This window comes from Pseudomonas sp. B21-031 (genome assembly GCF_024748985.1).
Lineage (GTDB): Bacteria > Pseudomonadota > Gammaproteobacteria > Pseudomonadales > Pseudomonadaceae > Aquipseudomonas > Aquipseudomonas kermanshahensis.
The window spans coordinates 2,706,954-2,725,215 of the sequence record NZ_CP087181.1; the positions used below are offsets into that span (position 1 = coordinate 2,706,954).

At 62.8% G+C, this 18,262-nt stretch carries 12 protein-coding genes and 1 pseudogene; 5 read left to right on the top strand and 8 right to left on the bottom strand.

Going from position 1 to position 18,262, the window contains the following annotated elements:
* The first annotated feature begins 103 nt into the window (after positions 1 to 103).
* Positions 104 to 2,176, top strand: coding sequence for a PAS domain-containing sensor histidine kinase (locus tag LOY53_RS12035; RefSeq protein WP_252823963.1), 2,073 nt, complete (start codon positions 104 to 106; stop codon positions 2,174 to 2,176).
* A 6-nt stretch (positions 2,177 to 2,182) separates the two neighbouring features.
* On the opposite strand, the gene LOY53_RS12040 is transcribed toward LOY53_RS12035, so the two are convergent.
* The 5 genes from LOY53_RS12040 to mexE all read right to left on the bottom strand — a co-directional run bounded on the left by LOY53_RS12040 (position 2,183) and on the right by mexE (position 10,989).
* A complete protein-coding gene (locus LOY53_RS12040; RefSeq protein WP_258704063.1) occupies positions 2,183 to 3,787 on the bottom strand; it encodes a response regulator in 1,605 nt (534 codons plus the stop codon).
* A 110-nt stretch (positions 3,788 to 3,897) separates the two neighbouring features.
* The gene (locus tag LOY53_RS12045; protein WP_258704064.1) at positions 3,898 to 4,953 is read right to left on the bottom strand and encodes a tetratricopeptide repeat protein; all 1,056 of its coding nucleotides are present in this window, start codon (positions 4,951 to 4,953) and stop codon (positions 3,898 to 3,900) included.
* Between the two features lie 190 nt (positions 4,954 to 5,143).
* Positions 5,144 to 6,559, bottom strand: coding sequence for an efflux transporter outer membrane subunit (locus LOY53_RS12050; protein ID WP_258704065.1), 1,416 nt, complete (start codon positions 6,557 to 6,559; stop codon positions 5,144 to 5,146).
* Positions 6,556 to 9,735: an efflux RND transporter permease subunit gene (locus LOY53_RS12055; RefSeq protein WP_027593416.1), complete on the bottom strand. Its 3,180-nt coding sequence runs from the start codon at positions 9,733 to 9,735 to the stop codon at positions 6,556 to 6,558. Before LOY53_RS12055 ends, LOY53_RS12050 begins: the two co-directional genes overlap by 4 nt.
* Before the next feature lie 12 nt (positions 9,736 to 9,747).
* The gene (mexE, locus tag LOY53_RS12060; protein WP_258704066.1) at positions 9,748 to 10,989 is read right to left on the bottom strand and encodes a multidrug efflux RND transporter periplasmic adaptor subunit MexE; all 1,242 of its coding nucleotides are present in this window, start codon (positions 10,987 to 10,989) and stop codon (positions 9,748 to 9,750) included.
* Between the two features lie 330 nt (positions 10,990 to 11,319).
* Here mexE and LOY53_RS12065 point away from each other — a divergent pair, with 330 nt between their 5' ends.
* On the top strand, positions 11,320 to 12,441 hold the full coding sequence (locus LOY53_RS12065) for an MFS transporter (protein ID WP_252827418.1): 1,122 nt from the start codon (positions 11,320 to 11,322) through the stop codon (positions 12,439 to 12,441).
* Positions 12,442 to 12,483: 42 nt separating this feature from the next.
* Here the strand turns inward: LOY53_RS12065 and LOY53_RS12070 are convergent, their stop codons facing one another.
* Positions 12,484 to 13,728 carry a DUF1835 domain-containing protein gene (locus tag LOY53_RS12070; protein WP_252823967.1) on the bottom strand — a complete coding sequence of 415 codons (1,245 nt, stop codon included), beginning with the start codon at positions 13,726 to 13,728 and terminating at the stop codon, positions 12,484 to 12,486.
* 255 nt (positions 13,729 to 13,983) lie between these two features.
* Here LOY53_RS12070 and LOY53_RS12075 point away from each other — a divergent pair, with 255 nt between their 5' ends.
* The 3 genes and pseudogenes from LOY53_RS12075 to LOY53_RS26885 all read left to right on the top strand — a co-directional run bounded on the left by LOY53_RS12075 (position 13,984) and on the right by LOY53_RS26885 (position 15,525).
* Positions 13,984 to 14,667 carry a tetratricopeptide repeat protein gene (locus LOY53_RS12075; protein WP_258704067.1) on the top strand — a complete coding sequence of 228 codons (684 nt, stop codon included), beginning with the start codon at positions 13,984 to 13,986 and terminating at the stop codon, positions 14,665 to 14,667.
* A 304-nt stretch (positions 14,668 to 14,971) separates the two neighbouring features.
* Positions 14,972 to 15,265: pseudogene (locus tag LOY53_RS26880) on the top strand (RHS repeat-associated core domain-containing protein); the annotation flags it as partial.
* A gap of 206 nt (positions 15,266 to 15,471) precedes the next feature.
* Positions 15,472 to 15,525, top strand: coding sequence for a hypothetical protein (locus LOY53_RS26885; protein WP_408981375.1), 54 nt, complete (start codon positions 15,472 to 15,474; stop codon positions 15,523 to 15,525).
* 527 nt (positions 15,526 to 16,052) lie between these two features.
* Here the strand turns inward: LOY53_RS26885 and LOY53_RS12085 are convergent.
* Both LOY53_RS12085 and LOY53_RS12090 read right to left on the bottom strand, forming a co-directional pair.
* Positions 16,053 to 17,639, bottom strand: coding sequence for a rhodanese-related sulfurtransferase (locus LOY53_RS12085; protein ID WP_258704069.1), 1,587 nt, complete (start codon positions 17,637 to 17,639; stop codon positions 16,053 to 16,055).
* A complete protein-coding gene (locus LOY53_RS12090) occupies positions 17,636 to 18,244 on the bottom strand; it encodes a cysteine dioxygenase (protein ID WP_252823970.1) in 609 nt (202 codons plus the stop codon). The genes LOY53_RS12085 and LOY53_RS12090 overlap by 4 nt, the downstream gene beginning before the upstream one ends.
* Between the last annotated feature and the right edge of the window lie 18 nt (positions 18,245 to 18,262).

Here is an 18,262-nt window from a genome sequence, read left to right on the forward strand (position 1 = left end):
GTGGAAAGCCTAATCAGCATAGCTGCCACCTGCCGGTACGCCATAAATGGAGCGCATGCTGTGCTAACGTGAACAACGTCGCCACCCATCAGCCATTGGAGTCATGAGATTGGTCGCAAACGGTACCCCAAGCGAGGCTGAGCTGCAGGTCATTCTGCTGGCGTCTGATCCGGCAACAGCCGACCCCATGGGCGAACGCATTGCCCAATTCGATTGGGGCCGTACTTCGCTGGGGCCGTTGCCACGCTGGCCGGCCTCGCTGCGCATTGCCGTCGACATGATGCAAGTGTCGCCATTCCCGTGTGCGGTGGTGTGGGGGGCGGACCTGAGCGTGGTCCATAACGACGCTTATCGGATGCTCCGGGGCGGTGGCCAGGATGCATTGGGGCAGGCGTTCGATGTGCTCTGGCGCGATGCCTGGCAGGGCATGGGGCCCTGGGTGTTCAAGGCCCTCGAAGGCCGTTCGAGTTTCGTCGAAGACCCGCCACTGCGCATTGATCGTGGCAACGACAACGACCCTTTGTGGTGTGCTTTTGGCTACTCGCCGATTCGGGACGAGCAGGGTGACGTTGCGGGCTTTCTGCACACGGTCATCGAAACCAAGGCCAGTGCCGAGGCGCACCATCATTGGCGCGAGCAGGCGACGGCCTTTGAAAAACAGCTCGAACGCTACATGGCCGATCGGGATCAAATCTGGCGATTGTCCCGCGATGCCATGATGATCGTTACTCGCGAGCTGACGTTGCACGCGGCCAACCCCGCTTGGCACCGCATCCTGGGCTGGAGTGAAGCCTTGGTACAGGGCATGCCGATACTGGAGCTGATCCACCCGGCGGACCGCGCGGAAGTGCAGGTGGCGGTCTCCGGCTTCGTGCAGGGCCAAGAGGCAGAACAGATCGATATCCGCCTGCGCCACCAGGACGGCCACTACCGCTGGTTTAGCTGGTCCGCTAAATTCGATGGCAACTTACTGACCGCCGTCGGCCGCGACATTACCGCAGACCGCGAAGAAGCCACGCGCCAGTCCGAGGCCTTGTTGCGCAACAGTGAGCGCCTGGAGGTGGTTGGCCAACTGGCAGGCGGCATGGCCCATGAAATGAACAACTTGCTGTCCGGCATCGGTGGCAGCCTCGAACTGTTGCAACGCCGCTTGCTGCAAGGGCGCTTGGAGCGCATCGAGACCTATGTGGAACTGGCGCGAGACTCGGTGCAACGGGCCATGAACCTCACACACCGGCTGTTGGCGTTTTCCAGCAGCCAGCCGCTGGATGCCAGGCCACTGAATGTCAACCGACAGCTGTCTCTGATTGAGCCCTTGCTGCAGCAGGCGCTGGGCGCGGAAATGCGCCTGCAGTGGCAGTTGGACGTCACCCCCTGGGCTGTCAGCGTCGATGTCACCCAGTTTGAAAATGCCTTGATCAACCTGTGCGCGAATGCCCGTGAAGCGTGCCTTGAGCGCGGCAGCGTCTCAATCAGAACGGTCAACGAACGCTTGGCGACGCATTTTCCGGACGAAAACGGGCTGCCGCCAGGCGACTATGTGGCTGTGCATGTCGAGGATGACGGCCACGGGATGTCGGCCGCAGAGGCCGCCAAGGCCTTTGAACCCTTCTTCACGACCAAGCCCCTGGGACGGGGATCGGGGCTTGGCCTGCCGATGGTCTATGGCTTTGTCGGGCAGTCGGGTGGCTATGTGTGGATCGAGTCGACCCAAGGCCAAGGGACGAAAGTCTCCATGCTGTTTCCGCGCAGCCTGGCGTTGGTTCCGGAAGAGCCACTGGTATGCCTGCCAAGCGTTAATCGCGCGCGAGGCCAGCGCGTGTTGTTGATCGATGACGAACTCAACCTGCGTGCACTGATGCGCGAATTTCTCACCGAGCGCGGGTTTGCCATCTGTGACGTTCAAGATGCCAATTCAGCGCTGGATCGCTTCCGCCATGACGGGCCTTTTGACCTGGTAATCACGGATATCGGTTTGCCGGGCGGTTTCAGTGGGCGGCAAGTGGCCAAGGCAATCCGCATGATCGTGCCGTCGCAGAAAATTCTCTTCATCACCGGCTACACCGACCAACCGATTGAAGCCCAACTGCTCGATCAGCCGGGCACTGCATTGATGCTCAAGCCGTTCGCGCTGGAGCACTTGGCGAACCAGGCCTTGCACATGCTAGACGGTTGAACCGGTTCAGGGCTTGCCAAGAATCTGCGTCACCTGCGCCTGCAATTGCTTGAGCTCGAATGGCTTGCAGATAAGGTGCATGCCAGCGCCGAGGAAGCCCTCGCGAGCCATGGCCGTTTCCGCGTACCCGGTAATGAACAGCACCGGCAAGCGTGGCCGCAGGGTACGTGCGATCTCCGCCAGTTGCCGCCCATTCATGCCCGGCAGGCCAACATCGCTGACCAACAGGTCGATCCGTTGCGACGACCGCAGGATCTGCAGGGCTTCATTGGCGTTGGCGGCGGTTTGGCAGGGGAAGCCGTCTTCGCTCAGTGCCTGACACAGTAACTGGCGCACATGCGGGTCGTCTTCGACCACCAGCACATTGTGGCCCGTGCTATCAGGCACAGGTGCGAGGGCTGGGCGTTTGGGCATTGCCTCGCCGACGTGCCGCGGCAAGTACAGGTCGACCTGGGTGCCATGGCCGATCTTGCTCTGCAGGGTGACATGCCCATGCGACTGCTTGCTGAAGCCATACACCATAGAAAGGCCAAGGCCGATGCCCTGGCCGACGGGTTTGGTGCTGAAAAACGGCTCGAAGGCGTGTTCCAACGTGCTCTGCGACATACCCTGGCCGTTGTCGATGATGCGCAGGCGCAGGTAATCACCGCTGTTCAAGGCGCCGTCGGCGAACTGCTCGGCCTCGATCTGCTGGTTGCTGGCCTCGATACGCAGCAGGCCGCCGGTGGGCATGGCTTCGCAGGCATTGAGCAGCAGGTTGTCGAGGGCCTCGCGCAGTTGCCCATCATCGGCCTCCACGGCCCACAGGTCGTTGGGCACGTGCAGTTGCAGGGTCACCGAGTGGTTCAGGCCAGCGTTCAGGCGCTTCGCCTCTAACAGTGCATGCAGGTCGACGCGCTGGCTGTGCAGCGATTGCCGGCTGGAAAAGGCCAGCAGCCGATGGGTCAATTTTCCTGCGCGTGACACGGCCTCCTGGCCCATGCGCAAAATGCCTTCCAGGCTGTCGCTTCGGCCTTTGTTCAAGCGTCGCTCGATCAGCTCGAAGCTGCCGCCGATACTGGTCAGCAGGTTGTTGAAGTCATGGGCAATGCCACCGGCCAACTGGCCGACAGCTTCCATCTTGCGAATTTGTGTGCGGGCAAGCTCGTTGCTGTGCTGTTCCTGGCTGCGGGCGTCCATTCGCTGTTGCAGTGCTGACAGCTGATCACGTGCCCGGTATTGATGGCGGCGGTTGCGCTGCGCGATACGCGCCAGTTGCAGCACTTGCCCGTCATCAAGCGGGCAGAGCAACTGCATCAGGTTGCCGTCAGGCGGGTGAGAAGGCCGGGCGGCAGTGGCCGCTAAGTCCATGATCAACAAGATGGGCAGGTCCGACCAGCTGGGCTGTTGGTCGATAAACCCCTGCAACGGCATGCTGGGACCATTGCTGAAGTGTTGTTCGGCGATGATGACCAAGGCTGCGCCTTCGATCAAGCAGGCGTGCAGGTTGGCGAAGTCGAGGGTGCACTGGCTCTCGATGCCAGCGGACGCCAGTAGACGCGCGGTATCCGCGGCAAGTTGCGGGGGTGCCAGGATCAAGGCACGTTCGTCCAGCGCCAACGAACTGGCCAAAGCGACGCTCCTGTGACAGTGGGCAAGGCCGAGGTTGGCCTGCCGCCAGTGGTTCGATACTCACTGGACCACGGGCCGCCGCTTAGGGTTCAACGAATTAGGGAGGTGGCTTACAGGCCCTGTTGCAGCACCGGATCGTCCGGGTTCTGGCGCTCTAGTTCGGCCAGTAGCACCTGGACGTTCTGCAGTTGGCCGGTCTCTTTCCAGTACTGGATCAGCAACAGCCGGGCCCGGCGATTGGCCGGTTGTCGATTGAGCACGGTTTCCAGCTGCTTTTGCGCAGCGTCGACCTGGTCGAGCTCATGCAAGGTCATGGCTAGCGAGTAGCGGTAGTCGGCGTTGTCCGGGTCCAGCTCCACTGCACGCGATAAGGCCAGCAGGGCGTACTCGCGCTGCTCGTGGCGATTGAGCCAGAGCCCGAGCTCATATTGCAGAAAGGCTGAGTCGGGGCTCAGCAGCAAGGCCTTGGCCAGCACCTGGCGAGAGGCGTCGTGGTGGCCCTGGCGCTCTAGCAGGCGTACCTGGGTTGCCAGCGCGTCCAGATTGCCTGGTGCAACCTGCAGAGCGCGTTGCAAGGCCGTAGCAGCTTGGGTGTAGTCGTTTTCGTGCAGGTACAGGCGCGCCAAGTGCACCTGCGCGTCGGCGTCGTCGGGCTGCTGCTCCAGCGCCTGCTGATATTGCTCAAGGGCCGCCTGCAAGGGGCCGAAGTACAGGCCAATGGCGTCCGGGTCGAGGCCCAACAGGGCGTCCACGGCAGCGAAGCGCACACTTTGATCCGCATCATCCAGCAACGGGCCCAGTACCAGGCTGCGTTGCGCGGCGGGGAGCAGGCGACGGATACCGGCGATGGCGGCTCGGCGTACCAGCGGGTCGGCATGCTCCAGGTCCAGGCGCGCGAGTTTCAGCGCCTGGGGGGAGGGGTAGTTGGGCAGCTCGGCATACAGGGCCGCACGGCGGATGGGCGCCAGGTCGTTACGTTGCAACTGCTGGTACAGCACCCGCGCTGCCCCCGGCAAGCCTTCATGGGCCTGGCGCAAGGCCTTGGCGTAGCTGTGCGCGGGCAGCGTAGGCGGGGCCGGCTGGTCGTCTCGCGGCAGGTAGCTGATCATGGCCAACACCAGAATCAGCAGCAGCAAGGCGATCAGGTAGCGGTTGCGTCTGGGCATCGGACGGTCCGTGGCGGCAGGAAGGGCAGAGCTTGGGGCAGCGAGGGGGCAAATGCAACCGCTGAAGGCTTGGTGGTGCCACGGCCGACACAGCCCGTGCAAGGCATCAAAAAAAGCCCCGCAGGCCGAGGCCAGCGGGGCAAACGGTTGGGGGAGGAGCCAACCAAAGGAGTCGCTAAAGCGGGTGAAATCAGCGCGTGCTGGCCACCGTTTCAGGTTGCCAGCCACCGCCCAACGCTTTGTAGATCGAGACGATACCGCGGTACAGCTCGACCTCACCCTGGGCTTGGGCATCTTCAGCGCTGAGGCGTTCACGTTCAGCGTCGAGCAACACCAGGTAGTCCACCGTGCCTTCGCGATAACGGATCGACGCCAGCTCCGCAGCCTTGCGGCTGGCGTCACTCTGACGCATCAGCGACAGCAGGCGTTGCTGCGTCTTGTCGTAATCGCTGAAGGCATTGGCCGACTCTTCCAGGGCCAGCAGCACCTGCTGCTCATAGTTGGCCAGGGCGCCTTCGGCGTCTGCCTTGGCACCGCGCAGGCGGGCCCGTACGCTGCCCAGGTCGAAGGCCGCCCAGGTGATGCTAGGGCCAAGGCCCCAGGCATTGGCTGCCGAAGACCCGATCTGCGAGCCGCGTGCGGCGGTAAAACCGAGGAAACCGCTGAGGCTGACCCGCGGGAACAGGTCAGCGGTGGCGACACCGACGTTGGCCGTGGCGGCCGCCAGCTGGCGTTCGGCACTGCGGATATCCGGGCGGCGCCGCAGCAACTCGCCAGGGTCGCCCACCGGCAGCGCTTTGGCGATCGCCGGCAGGGCCTTGGGCGACAGGTCGACGCTCAGTGCATCCGGGCGTTGACCAAGCAGGGTGGCGATGCGATGGCGGGCACGCGCCTGTTCGGCCTGCAGTTGCGGCACGGTGGCCTCGACGCCGGCCAGGCGCGCATCGGCCCGGACCACGTCGAGTTCGTTGCCGACCCCGGCATCGCGCAGGGTTTCGGTGATGCTGCGCGATTCTTGCTGGGTCTTGAGGTTGGCCAGGGCGATGTTCTCGCGCAACTGCGCGCCACGCAGCTGGCCGTAGGCGTCGACCAGTTCGGCGATCAGGCTGACCTGCAACTGCTGCAAGTCGGCTGCGGCAGCGGCTTCCTGGGCTTCGCTGGCCTCAATCTGACGCTGGATACGGCCGAATAGGTCAAGCTCCCAGGCCATGTCCAGGCCCAGGTCGTAGCGTTCGCTGTTAACCCGCTGCTCGGTCTGGCCAGGGACCTGGCCTTTGCCGATTTCGCTGCTGGCACGGCTAGTGACCACCGGCAACTGGTCGTTCGAGGCGTCTTCACGGATCGCACGGGCCGACTTCAGCCGGGCAAAGGCCACCCGAAGGTCACGGTTGCCGTCGAGCGAGGCCTGCACCAGTTGGTTCAGTACCGGGTCGTCGAACTGCTTCCACCAGATGCTTTCGAAGCGGCTGCGGTCGTAGGCCTTGGCCTGCATTTCAGTGTCGAAATGGGCAGGCTCGGTAGTCGGCGTCTTGTAGTCCGGGCCCACCGCACAGGCCGCCAGGGCCAAGGCCAACAGGCTTGGGGTCAGGGGCTTGAGTACATTCATGCGTGGCTCTCCAGCGATTGAACGCGTTCGGCCTTGCGGGCCTGGCGGCGTTCGACGAAACGGCGGATCAGGAAGAAGAACACAGGCGTCAGGAACAGCCCGAACACGGTCACGCCGATCATCCCCGAGAACACCGCGACACCCATGGCGTGGCGCATTTCCGAGCCGGCACCGGAGGAGAACACCAGCGGTACCACGCCCATGATGAAGGCGATCGAAGTCATCAGGATCGGCCGCAGGCGCAGGCGGCAGGCTTCCAGTACCGCAGCCAGCGGGTCGAGGCCCTTGGCTTGTTCATCCTTGGCGAACTCGACGATCAGGATCGCGTTCTTGCACGCCAGGCCCACCAGTACGATCAAGCCGATCTGGGTGAAGATGTTGTTGTCGCCACCCGAGATGATCACCCCGGTAATGGCCGACAGCAGGGTCATCGGCACGATCAGGATCACCGCCAGCGGCAGGCTCCAGCTTTCGTACTGGGCGGCCAGCACCAGGAAGGCCAGCAGCACGCAGAGCGGGAAGACGAACAGCGCGGTGTTGCCCGAAAGGATCTGCTGGTAGGTCAGGTCGGTCCACTCGAAGGTCATGCCGTTGGGCAGCTCTTCCTTGAGCAGTTTTTCAATGGCTGCCTCGGCCTGGCCAGAGCTGTAGCCCGGCGCTGCCGCGCCGTTGATCTCGGCGGTGATGAAGCCGTTGTAGTGCATGACGCGGTCAGGCCCGGAGGTGTCGCTGACCTTGAGGAAGGTCGCCAGCGGGATCATCTCGCCCAGGTTGTTGCGCACCTTCAACTGGCCAATCTGCTCGGCGTCGAGACGGAACTGTTGTTCTGCCTGAACGTTGACCTGGTAGGTACGGCCAAAGCGGTTGAAGTCGTTGGTGTACAGCGAGCCCAGGTAGACCTGCAAGGTGTCGAAGATGTCATTGATCGCCACGCCGTGGGTCTTGGCCTTTTCGCGGTCGATGGCGGCATCGACCTGTGGCACGTTGACCTGGTAGCTGGTGAACAGGCCAGCCAGCTCCGGCACGTTGTGGCTCTTGGCGATGATGTTCTGGGTTTCTTTGTACAGCGCTTCGTAGCCCAGGTTGCCGCGGTCCTCGATTTGCAGGCGGAAGCCGCCAATGGTGCCCAGGCCTTGAACCGGCGGAGGCGGGAAGATCGCGATGTAGGCGTCTTGGATGTCGGCGAACTGGGCATTCAGCGCGGCGGCGATGGCGGCTGCCGACTGGCTCGGGTCTTTACGCTCGTCGAATGGCTTGAGCGGGGTGAACACAATGCCGCTGTTCGGGCTGTTGGTGAAACCGTTGATCGACAGGCCTGGGAAGGCCACCGAGTCGGCAACACCCGGTTGCTTCAGGGCGATTTCGCTCATGCGCTTGATCACCGCCTCGGTGCGGTCGAGGCTGGCGGCGTCCGGCAGTTGGGCGAAGGCGACCAGGTACTGCTTGTCCTGGGCCGGTACGAAACCGGTCGGGGTGGACGAGAAGCCGAGGTAGGTCAGGCCCATCAGGCCGGCGTAGACGAACAGAGCGATGCCGCTGGAGCGGATGACCCGGCGCACGCCGCCAACATAGCTGTGGCTGGCACGGTCGAAGAACCGGTTGAACGGCGCGAACAGCCAGCTGCCCAGCAGCTTTTCCAGCAACCGCGAGAAACGGTCCTTGGGCGCGTGGTGGTCTTTGAGCAGCACAGCCGCCAAAGCCGGCGACAAGGTCAGCGAGTTGAATGCCGAGATCACGGTCGAGATGGCGATGGTCAGGGCAAACTGCTTGTAGAACTGGCCGGTAAGCCCGGAAATGAACGCCGCAGGCACGAACACGGCGCACAGCACCAGGGCGGTGGCGATGATCGGCCCGGTCACTTCGCTCATGGCCTTTTGCGTGGCTTCCAGCGGTTTCAGGCCAAGCCCGATGTTACGCTCGACGTTCTCCACCACGACGATGGCGTCGTCCACCACGATACCGATGGCCAATACCAGCCCGAACAGCGACAAGGCATTGAGTGAGAAGCCGAACAGGTGCATCACCGCAAAGGTACCGATCAGCGACACCGGCACGGCCAGCAGCGGAATGATCGAGGCGCGCCAGGTCTGCAGGAACAGGATCACGACCAGGACGACCAGGATCAGCGCTTCGAACAGCGTGTGCACTACCGCCTCGATCGAACCACGGACGAACACGGTCGGGTCATAGACGATGCTGTAGTCCATCCCCTCAGGGAAGTCCTTCTTCAACTCGGCCATTTTTGCCCGCACTTCGTCGGAGATGTCGATGGCGTTGGAGCCTGGGCGCTGGAAGATCGGGATCGCCACCGCCGGCTGGTTGTTCAGCAGCGAGCGCAGGGCGTACTGGCTGGAGCCCAGCTCAACCCGGGCGATGTCTTTCAGGCGGGTGATTTCGCCATCGGCACCGGCACGGATGATGATGTTCTCGAACTCTTCCTCATTGACCAGGCGGCCTTGGGTGTTGATCGACAGCTGGAAGCTGGTGGAGCCAGGGGCGGGTGGGGCGCCCAGTTGGCCGGCTGCAACCTGGCGGTTCTGCTCACGGATGGCCGCAACGACGTCGCTGGCGGTCAGGTTGCGCGAGGCGGTCTTGTTCGGGTCGAGCCACACGCGCAGCGAGTAGTCGCCCATGCCAAACAGCTGCACATCACCTACGCCGCCCAGGCGCGCCAGCTCGTCCTTGATGTTGAGGATGGCGTAGTTGGACAGGTAGAGCATGTCGTAGCGGTTGTCCGGCGAGGTCAGGTGCACGACCATGGTCAGGTCGGGCGAGGCCTTGTCGACGGTGATACCGATGCGCGTCACCTCCTCCGGCAGCTTGGGCTGGGTACGGGTGACACGGTTCTGGACCTGCACCTGCGCGTTGTCCAGGTCGGTGCCCAGGGCGAAGGTGATGGTCAGTGTCAGCTTGCCATCGGCGGTGGACTGGGAGGACATGTACAGCATGTTCTCCACGCCGGTGATGGCCTGCTCCAGCGGCGCGGCGACCGTTTCACCGATCACCTTGGGGTTGGCGCCCGGGAAGTTGGCACGCACCACGACCGTGGGCGGTACTACCTCGGGGTATTCGCTGATCGGCAACTGGAACAGCGAGATCGACCCTGCGATCAGCAGTACCAGCGACAGTACCGCCGCGAAGATCGGCCGGGTGATGAAGAATTTCGAGAAGTTCATCGGTGTGGTCCCTTAACCGCGTGGCGCTTGGGCGCTGGCGACTTTTACAGTGGCGCCCGCTACCTTCGGCGCCGGGTTGCTGGCCTCCAGGGCCTGGCGCTGTTGGGCGAGGGCGGCGAGGGTCTGCTCGCTGGCCATCGGGGTGTCTTCCGGGGTTACCGCAGAGCCTGGGCGCACACGCTGCAGGCCTCTGACCACGATGCGGTCGTCCTTGGCCAGGCCGCTGCGCACGATGCGCAGGCCTTCGAGCTTCGGCCCCAGTTCAACGGCGCGGTAGGCGGCTTTGTTGTCCTTGTCCATCACCAGCACGAACTTCTTGCCAAGGTCGGTGCCGACGGCTTCGTCGTTGATCAGCACGGCGTCGTACTGGGCGCTGCCGACCAGCTTCAGGCGGGCATACAGGCCGGGGGTGAACTGGCCGTCGCGGTTGTCGAACACGGCGCGGCCACGGATGGTGCCGGTGCGCGGGTTGACCTGGTTGTCGACGAAGTTCATCTGGCCCAGGTGCGGGTTGCCGGTTTCGTTGGTCAGGCCGAGGTACACCGGGGTGGCCTGGCCGCGCTGGCCTTCACGCGCCAGCTGGGTGTACTTGAGGTACACGCGCTCGTCGGCGTCGAAATAGGCGTAGACCGTGTCGGTGGAGACCACACTGGTCAGCGGGGTGACGTCGGCGGTGACGATGTTGCCGGCAGTGAACTGGGCACGGCTGACCCGGCCGCTGATGGGCGCGGTCACGCGGGTGAAGCTCAGGTTCAGGCGGGCCAGGTCGAGTTGGGCCTGGATCGCATCGACCCCGGCGCGGGCTTCGGCGGCGGCGCTGCTGCGCGACTCGGCAAGCTCGGCGGAGATCGCATTGCTGTCACGCAGGCGCTCGCCGCGACGGGCTTCGTTGGCGCTGCGGATGGCCGTAGCCTTGGCTTGCTGCAGTTGGGCTTCGAGGCGGCGGACCTCTGCCTGGAACGGGCGTGGGTCGATCTGGAACAGCAGGTCGCCTTTCTTGACCTGCGCGCCCTCGGTGAAACCAACCAGGTCGATCTGGCCCGAGACCCGTGGCCGCACTTCGACGGTTTCTGGGGCTTCTAGGCGGCCGGTGAACTCGTCCCATTCGTTGATCGGCTGCTCGATCACTTTGGCCACGCTGACCTTGGGCGCGGCGGGCGCCTGCACGGCGTCGGGGGTTCGACCGCAAGCGCTGAGCACTACGACTGCCAGGGCAGCGAGTGGAAAGCGCAAGGGTTTGAGTGATTGTTCCATGGAGAACTCCGCCAATGTATTAGTAGTGGGCGGAGTGTGAGTGTCTTGCGCGTGAGGCACGAATCGAACGGGGCGAAGGTTATTATCACGCTGAATGATATGTCGGGATATTTCATCGATGGTGGGCATGGTAGGGTGCCTGTGCTGGCCCTTTCGCGGGGCAAGCCCGCTCCCACAGATCATATGCTGCTCTCAGCGTCGATGAGATTCCTCTGGGAGCGGGCTTGTCCCGCGAAAGGGCCGGTGCAGACACCCTCGTATGTGACTCAAGGCCTCGTAGTGAAAAGCACCCCCCAATTCCCCAGGCCCCTTGGCATCGTCTGCCTGGGCATCCTGCAAATCCTGGTCTGGGGCGGTTCGTTCTTCCTCATGGCCGTGATGGCCGACCCGATCAGCCGTGACACCGGCTGGCCCAGCCAGTGGGTGTACGGCGCGTTGTCGCTGAGCCTGATGGTCTCGGCGCTGTGCGCCCCGTTGTCCAGCCGCCTAGTCGCGCGCTACGGCGGCCGACCGCAAATGGCAGCCAGTGGTGCGGTGGTTGCAGTGGGCCTGCTGATCATGGCTGCCAGTCACAGTCTGTTGGTGTTCTTGTTGGCCTGGGCGGTGATCGGTGTGGGCATGGCCATGGGGCTTTACGAGGCCTTGTTCTCGACTTTGGGCGGCCTGTATGGCGAAGGCGCTGGCAAAGCGATCACTGGCATCACGCTGATTGCCGGCTTTGCCTCGACCCTGTCGTGGCCGACCGTAGCGTTGGCCATCGAGCACCTGGGCTGGCGCATGACTTGCGTGTGCTATGCGGTCGTGCTGCTACTGGTGGTAGCCCCGTTGTATTGGCGTGTATTGCCGCCGGGCGGGCAGGTCGAGGTGCGCAAGGCGCAGCAGAACAGCGCTGCAGTCGGGGTAGATCGCCAGCTCTACCTGCTGTTGACCGGCATGTTCGCCATTGGCGCGATCATCATGACGGCGATTGCCGTGCAGCTGGTCGCCGTGCTTCAGGGCCTTGGGCATTCGCTGCCGGTGGCGATCGGCCTGGCGGCGATGCTCGGCCCCAGCCAGGTGGCCTCGCGGGTGCTGCAGATTCTGGCGGGCAAGCGCCACCCGATCTGGACGGCGCTGGCCTGGGTAAGCCTGGTGCTGGTGGGCTTGCTGCTGGTGACGCTGGTGCCGGCGGCCACGGCCGTGGGCCTGCTGGTATTTGGTTGCGGTAACGGCTTGCGGGCGATCGTGCGCGGGCTATTGCCGCTGGCAATGATGCCACCCGCGCAGTATGTGCTGCTGATGGGGCGCATGTCGCGGCCTTCGCTGATCGGCCAGGCCTTGACGCCGCTGGTGGGTGGATATCTGTTTGAGCACTTTGGCTCGATGGGGGTATTGGTGACCTTGTGCCTGCTGGCACTGGTCAATGTGGTGCTGGTGGGCATGGTGATGCGGCGAGTACGTGCTGGCGCTTGAAAAGGTTGAGTCCCTTTGAGATCAAGCGCCAGCAGCATTTCCCTAACGGCGCTGCCAGACTTGGCCTTGCTCGCTGACGACCCAAGGCGCTTGCTCCGCGTCGATAAGCACACCGCCAACCCAGCGCGGAGGAGGCGCCTGATCCAGCCAGTTGGCCTGCCCGTCGAGAACGCTTTCGCCCAGTGCAGTCAGCCTCAAGGGCCGTTGCGCCCAGGCGTCGCCTGGGCCTTCCAGCAACAGCGGATGCGGTGCATGGATCAGCGGTTGCAGCAGCACGTGGAACATCAGGTCGCCCAGGTAAGGCAGCGGTTCATCGTGCATCATCAGCTGTGCAAACACTCGGCCGGCCGGGAGCTCACCCTTTTGCGCGAGGATACGTAACAGCAAGCGCTCTGTGAGGCTCAGGCCATCCTTTGCCCCTGGCAGTTCCTGCAACTGGCGCGCAAGTGCTGCGCTTAATTGGGGTAAAGACGGGTGCTTCTGAGCCGCAAGGGCAGCCCAGGCGCGTGGGGCTGGTGCGGTATAGGCAGCCCAAGCCTGCTTCGCTAACGCTATGGCGTCTGGGCCCAAAGGCCGCCGTTGTGGCCAAAGCCAGGCAAGCAGGTCGGGGGCGAGTTGGCCGATGCCAATGAAGCGCTCGACGCCCGGCACCTGGGTAATTTCGATCAGCTCGAGCCGCCGCGGCAGGCAGGGCAGGCTTGCCAGAATCCGGATCAGAAACAACTGATCGTAAGCATCCCCTTCGCACCACAGCACAACTTCGCTGTCAGCGTTCAATTGTGCCAGTGCTGCGCGCTGCCTCGCCTGACGCTGCTCGACGTCCTGCGTGCCAAGGTTGAACGCCTGCTGCGTGTACGCGGCCCGTACCGACCAGTACTCATCTTCTGGCAGTGCCGGCACCGGCCCCATGACCATCGGGTCGTCGAACATGTGAAACGCGCCGTTAAAGCCCGCTGTGCGCAAGCTATGGGCGATGTCATTGCCGCAGCGCCAGTGCTGCACGTTAGCCTCGCCATCGGCGGTGAAGCTTGGGTGGCGCGCTGCAAATGCGACAGCGTCTGCATGCGCCTTGAGCTTTGGCCAACTGGCAAAACCCGCCTCGCGGGCCAGCAACCACTGGGTGTCGGCGAGCCGGTAGTGCGGGCCGGCCAGGCCGAGCAGGCGCAGCTGGGCGCGCGCCTCGTCGGCTTCGCCGTTGTTTACAGCTTTCAGCAAGCGTTTTGCGCGTTTGCGCAGGTCGGCCAGATCGAGCAGGCCGTGATGACGGGAAGCATGGATAGCGGGCATGCCAACTCCTTTGGGGCTCGGTCCGCCGACAAGCCGGGAGCTGGAATGAAAATGAGATGAAGCGTGGCTTGGGCACCCCTTCGCGCGGACCGCAGGCGCAGCGAACGCCCTAGGGCGGACTCTAGCGGCTAGTGGGCGGTGAAGCAATGGCCTGCCGCCTAGCTGAGCGTTTGCTCGGGAACTTCGATGCCGTGTTCAGGTCGATAGCGTCTTCTTTAGAACCAGGCCCACCTGGCCCCGTCGAGTGCGTTTCTCATGCCAAGCAAGCGTATGCTGTCGGCCTTAACCCTGTTGTTCAGTATCACTGCGTGCGATTTCATCACCGCCGGCGAGCGCACAGCGCCTGCAAGCAGTAACACAGCCTCGACCCTGCTGATCGAAACAGCCTCCAGGCAATACGCAGAAGGCAAACTGGACCAGGCTGCCGCCACGCTGGAGCGGGCGCTGCAAATCCAGCCGAACAACCCCGCCACGCTGCACTACCTCGGGGTGCTGCGCCTGCAGCAGGGGCAATACGAACAGGCTGAAGTACTGGCGGCGCGCTCCAACCTGCGGGTTGGGCGCAACGTGGCCTTGCGCAATCGCAATCTGCAATTGATCGAGGCGGCGAACCAAGCCCGGATTTCGGGTACTCCGCCGGGTGCTGTAAAGGCGTCGGCCGTTCAAGTAATACCCGCAGAGACCAGCCCGGAGCCCGCGCGATCAGTCTCCCTGGCTGCTGCCCAGCAACGCCAGGGCGTTGCCGGTCAGCAGCGAGTGGGCATGGCTGAATACCTCATGGACGATGCTGCTTTCGAGGTACCGCGTGGCCACAGGCCGCCGCCGGGCAAATGCCGAATCTGGTACCCCGATCGCCCACCTGGGCACCAACCCCCGCCGGGCAAATGCAAGAAGCTGCAAAAGCATGTTCCAGCGGGTGCCTACCTACTGCGTCACTGATGAACGGATACGTTTGAATGGAAAACTAGCATTTCTAACAGTTGTGTTTCGATTTCGTAATCGTCGAAGCTAGGGCCTACCGTTCAATCGGTCAGGCTTGTAATACGCTTTTTTTTCATTGCGCTTGTGAAATCTCCACGCATAACAAATAGTGGCGGGTGTGTGATGAATAAACCAACTAATCAGCTGTGTTTTTTATCGGGGCAAGCAACTTGCCACGAGTAGAAAAGGTGCAGACAGTATTTCGTTGCTGTCTGGTAGAGGTGTGCCGCTGGCACAGGTTGATCAAAAAGATAACGCCGTCATGGCTAATCTATATGGTGTTGATGCGCTCAATACTATTCATTCAGATCGACAAGAAAGCTCGAAAAATTATACGGCTTTTGGATTCGCACACCGGCCAGCCCCGCCCAGTGCGTTGTTAGGGTTTGCTGGTCAATATTGGCAGTGCAGTGGCTTCTATTTGTTGGGGCGCGGACACCGTGCATACAGTCCGATGCTGATGAGGTTTTGCGGTGCTGATAGGCTTAGTCCTTTTGGTAAGGGCGGAATTAACGCTTACGTCTATTGTGGGAACGATCCTATTAATTATAGTGATCCCTCGGGGCAGTTCAAGGTGTGGCGACCGTTTAAGAAGTGGCTAACACGCCGCACCGGTCTTGCCAGTAAAGCTAAAACATATGATAAAGGGTATCGGAAAGCAGAGGAGGTCGCCCAGACCCGTGAAGAAGATATTGCCAAGGGACATTTTAAGGATCTCGGCGAGGAGCGTGCACTTGGTTTCATCGCGGGACATGGCGTGGGATATGCAAAGGGTCATGCAAAGGGTCATGCAAAGGGTCATGCCGTGGGATATAAAGAGGGTCATGCGATGGGCGCTTCGGAAGGGCGGGGCTTGGGTTATATCCACGGGCACGAACGCGGCTTTAATACGGCAACCAATGGTGACCCTGCGTGGCAGGAGTGGAGGATGTATGCGGAATATGGCGATATAACAAATCACGAAGCATTGGTAAATCTTAGAGAGCGTAGAAGTCCATACATACCAGCAAAGCACTATGGAACGGTCATAGATATGATGCTTAAACAGGTCTATAGGCAGGGGTTTGGCATAAGGGGTGGTTGGACTCAACAAGAAGTAATTAACCACCTGCGCTCGGAGCTTGGTATAGAGTTTAGTCAGTACTGGGATAGTTGAGCTTGGATATAGGTTTCCTTTAAGGTGTGCTGCAGCTGTTCGGGGTGTTTGGGCGTTGGCGAAGTTGCCACGCTGATTGTCAGAGAGGAAGTCAGTGTGGTCTAGACCTCTCAGGAAATATCAGGTCGGGGTAGGGACCTGTCGTTTGATATCTATTTGGGGCTGCCACACGGCAGCCCCGATTCTCTCATCTCAAAACACGAAACCCATGCGTACCGTCACGCTCCAGCTGGGCGATCAGGCCGAACTCCCAGTCCAGATACCCTTGCATGGCTTCACGTGGGTTGTCAGTGCCTTCATAAGGCCGACGATAGCGGTCGCTGCGCGCCACTGCCAGGTGCGTTTCGCCGCTCTCCAGTGGTTGGCCCGCAGCAATCCAGCGCGCAGTGCCGCCTTCCAGCACATGCACCGGTGTGTGTGTCAGGGCCTGCAAGTCGACCGCCGCAAAGCGCGCCAGCAAGCTGCTGCCGCAGGTGAGCACGTAGCGTTCGGCAACCGGCAGGTGCTCCAGCACCTGCGGCAACTGCGCTCGGATCGCCCAATGGGCACCCGGAATGTGGCGTTTGACGTAGTTGGCGCTGGTGGTGAAGTCCAGCAGCACCGTGCCTGGCGCTTGCAACCAGGCAAGCAACTGGTCGACGCCGATCTCGTTCACCTGGGGCTGTTCCGGCAGCGGTGCCTGCCAGTCGCCGGACTCGCTGAAATCCGCTGTCGACAGGCCGTCCAGCACCGCGACCTGCCAACCCATCTGGGCCAGCCACGAGGCACTCATGTTGGCCCGCACACCGTCGTCATCCACCAGCACGATACGCGCGCCGCGCACGCTGGCGACATGGTCGGTCTCTTGCACCAGCTGCCCGCCGGGTACCGAGCGGCTGGCCGGTAGGTGGCCCAGGGCAAACTCTTCAGGGGTACGCACATCGAACAGATAGGTGGTGCGGTGGTGCTCCGCCTGCCAGGCCGCCAGGCCTTCGCGATTCAGCCGCGCGACTGAGGCGCGGTCGGCCACGGCGCGGGCACGGTCGGCGGCGCTGGCGCGTGTGCTGTCGCTAACGGGGGCAAAGCTGCTTTGCTGGCCGTGAGCCAGTTGCTGGCCGGCAAGCGTCCAGCCGATGGTGCCATTGCGCAGTGCCGCCACCGGGTTGGGGATGCCGGCGTTGACCAGTGATTGGGTGCCGATGATGCTGCGGGTACGCCCCGCGCAGTTGACGATTACCTGGGTGGCGGGGTTCGGCGCAAGCTCGGCCACGCGCAATACCAGTTCGGCCCCCGGCACACTGATGCCGCCGGGGATGCTCATGGTCTGGTACTCGTCGAAACGACGGGCGTCGAGCACCACCACATCGGCCTTGGCATCGAGCAATGCCTGCACCTGCTCGGCCGCCAGCGACGGCGTGTGCCGCTCGCTTTCGACCAGTTCGCCAAAGGCCTTGCTTGGCACGTTGACGTCACGGAACAACTCGCCGCCAGCCGCGCGCCAGCCAGCCAGGCCGCCCTCGAGCAGAGCCACATCGCTGTAGCCCAACGTCGACAGACGCGCGGCAGCCAGCGCAGCCAGCCCTTCACCGTCGTCATACAGGGTAATGGCGGTGTCACGCCGCGGTACCCGGGCGAAGACTTCCAGCTCCAGCTTCGACAGCGGGATGTTGGCCGCGAACAGCGGGTGTTCCTGGGCGAACGGGTCTTCCTCGCGAACATCGATCAACGCCAGCTCTTCATGGGCCAGCAAGGCCCGGCGAATGTCATGGAAGGAACGGGTGGCGACAGTACTCATGGGGCTGGATTCTCTTTGGACAGGTCCCAGATGTTGGGCAGGAGGGTATTGGAGTAGCCGGAGATGAAAGGTTTTTCAGTGCCGTCGGCCAGGTACACCGCCCGGCTGACCGCGCCGATGTTGGCGCCGTAGACGTGGATGCTGATCGACACCTGGTCGTCGAAGGCATTGCTGACCTGGTGAATGTCGCCGATACGCGGCGAAACCGCTTCGACATGGCCAGGGTCGATCCGCACCCGCGCATCGGCCGGCAGCAACGCACCGTGCTCGCTGCGGGCGAAACCTTGCGAATATTCAGCGCCGCGCAGCATGCCGATCAGCCCCCAGACTCGGTGATCGTGAATCGGCGTCTGCTGCCCTGGCCCCCAGACGAAGCTGACGACAGAGAAGCGTTGGCGCGAGTCGCAATGCAGCAGGTATTGCTGATAGCGGCTTGGGTCCGGTTGGGCGAGGGCTTCGGGTAACCAGTCGTCATGGGCGACCAGGCTGCGCAACAAGCCTTGGCCTTGGTCGAGGAGGGTGGCTTCGTCGGGGGCTCGGTCGAGCAGCTCCGAAAGCGCACCGATGAAGTGTCGCAGGCGCTCCAGGCGCAGGGGTTGGCTCATGGTTCAGGCTCGGCTGAC

Excerpts from the sequence above, each read along its gene's own strand:
- LOY53_RS12035 (WP_252823963.1), top strand. The coding sequence starts at position 104 with ATGAGATTGGTCGCAAACGGTACCCCAAGCGAGGCTGAGCTGCAGGTC.
- LOY53_RS12045 (WP_258704064.1), bottom strand. The coding sequence starts at position 4,953 with ATGCCCAGACGCAACCGCTACCTGATCGCCTTGCTGCTGCTGATTCTG.
- LOY53_RS12050 (WP_258704065.1), bottom strand. The coding sequence starts at position 6,559 with ATGAATGTACTCAAGCCCCTGACCCCAAGCCTGTTGGCCTTGGCCCTG.
- LOY53_RS12055 (WP_027593416.1), bottom strand. The coding sequence starts at position 9,735 with ATGAACTTCTCGAAATTCTTCATCACCCGGCCGATCTTCGCGGCGGTA.
- mexE (WP_258704066.1), bottom strand. The coding sequence starts at position 10,989 with ATGGAACAATCACTCAAACCCTTGCGCTTTCCACTCGCTGCCCTGGCA.
- LOY53_RS12070 (WP_252823967.1), bottom strand. The coding sequence starts at position 13,728 with ATGCCCGCTATCCATGCTTCCCGTCATCACGGCCTGCTCGATCTGGCC.
- LOY53_RS12075 (WP_258704067.1), top strand. The coding sequence starts at position 13,984 with ATGCCAAGCAAGCGTATGCTGTCGGCCTTAACCCTGTTGTTCAGTATC.
- LOY53_RS12085 (WP_258704069.1), bottom strand. The coding sequence starts at position 17,639 with ATGAGTACTGTCGCCACCCGTTCCTTCCATGACATTCGCCGGGCCTTG.
- LOY53_RS12090 (WP_252823970.1), bottom strand. The coding sequence starts at position 18,244 with ATGAGCCAACCCCTGCGCCTGGAGCGCCTGCGACACTTCATCGGTGCG.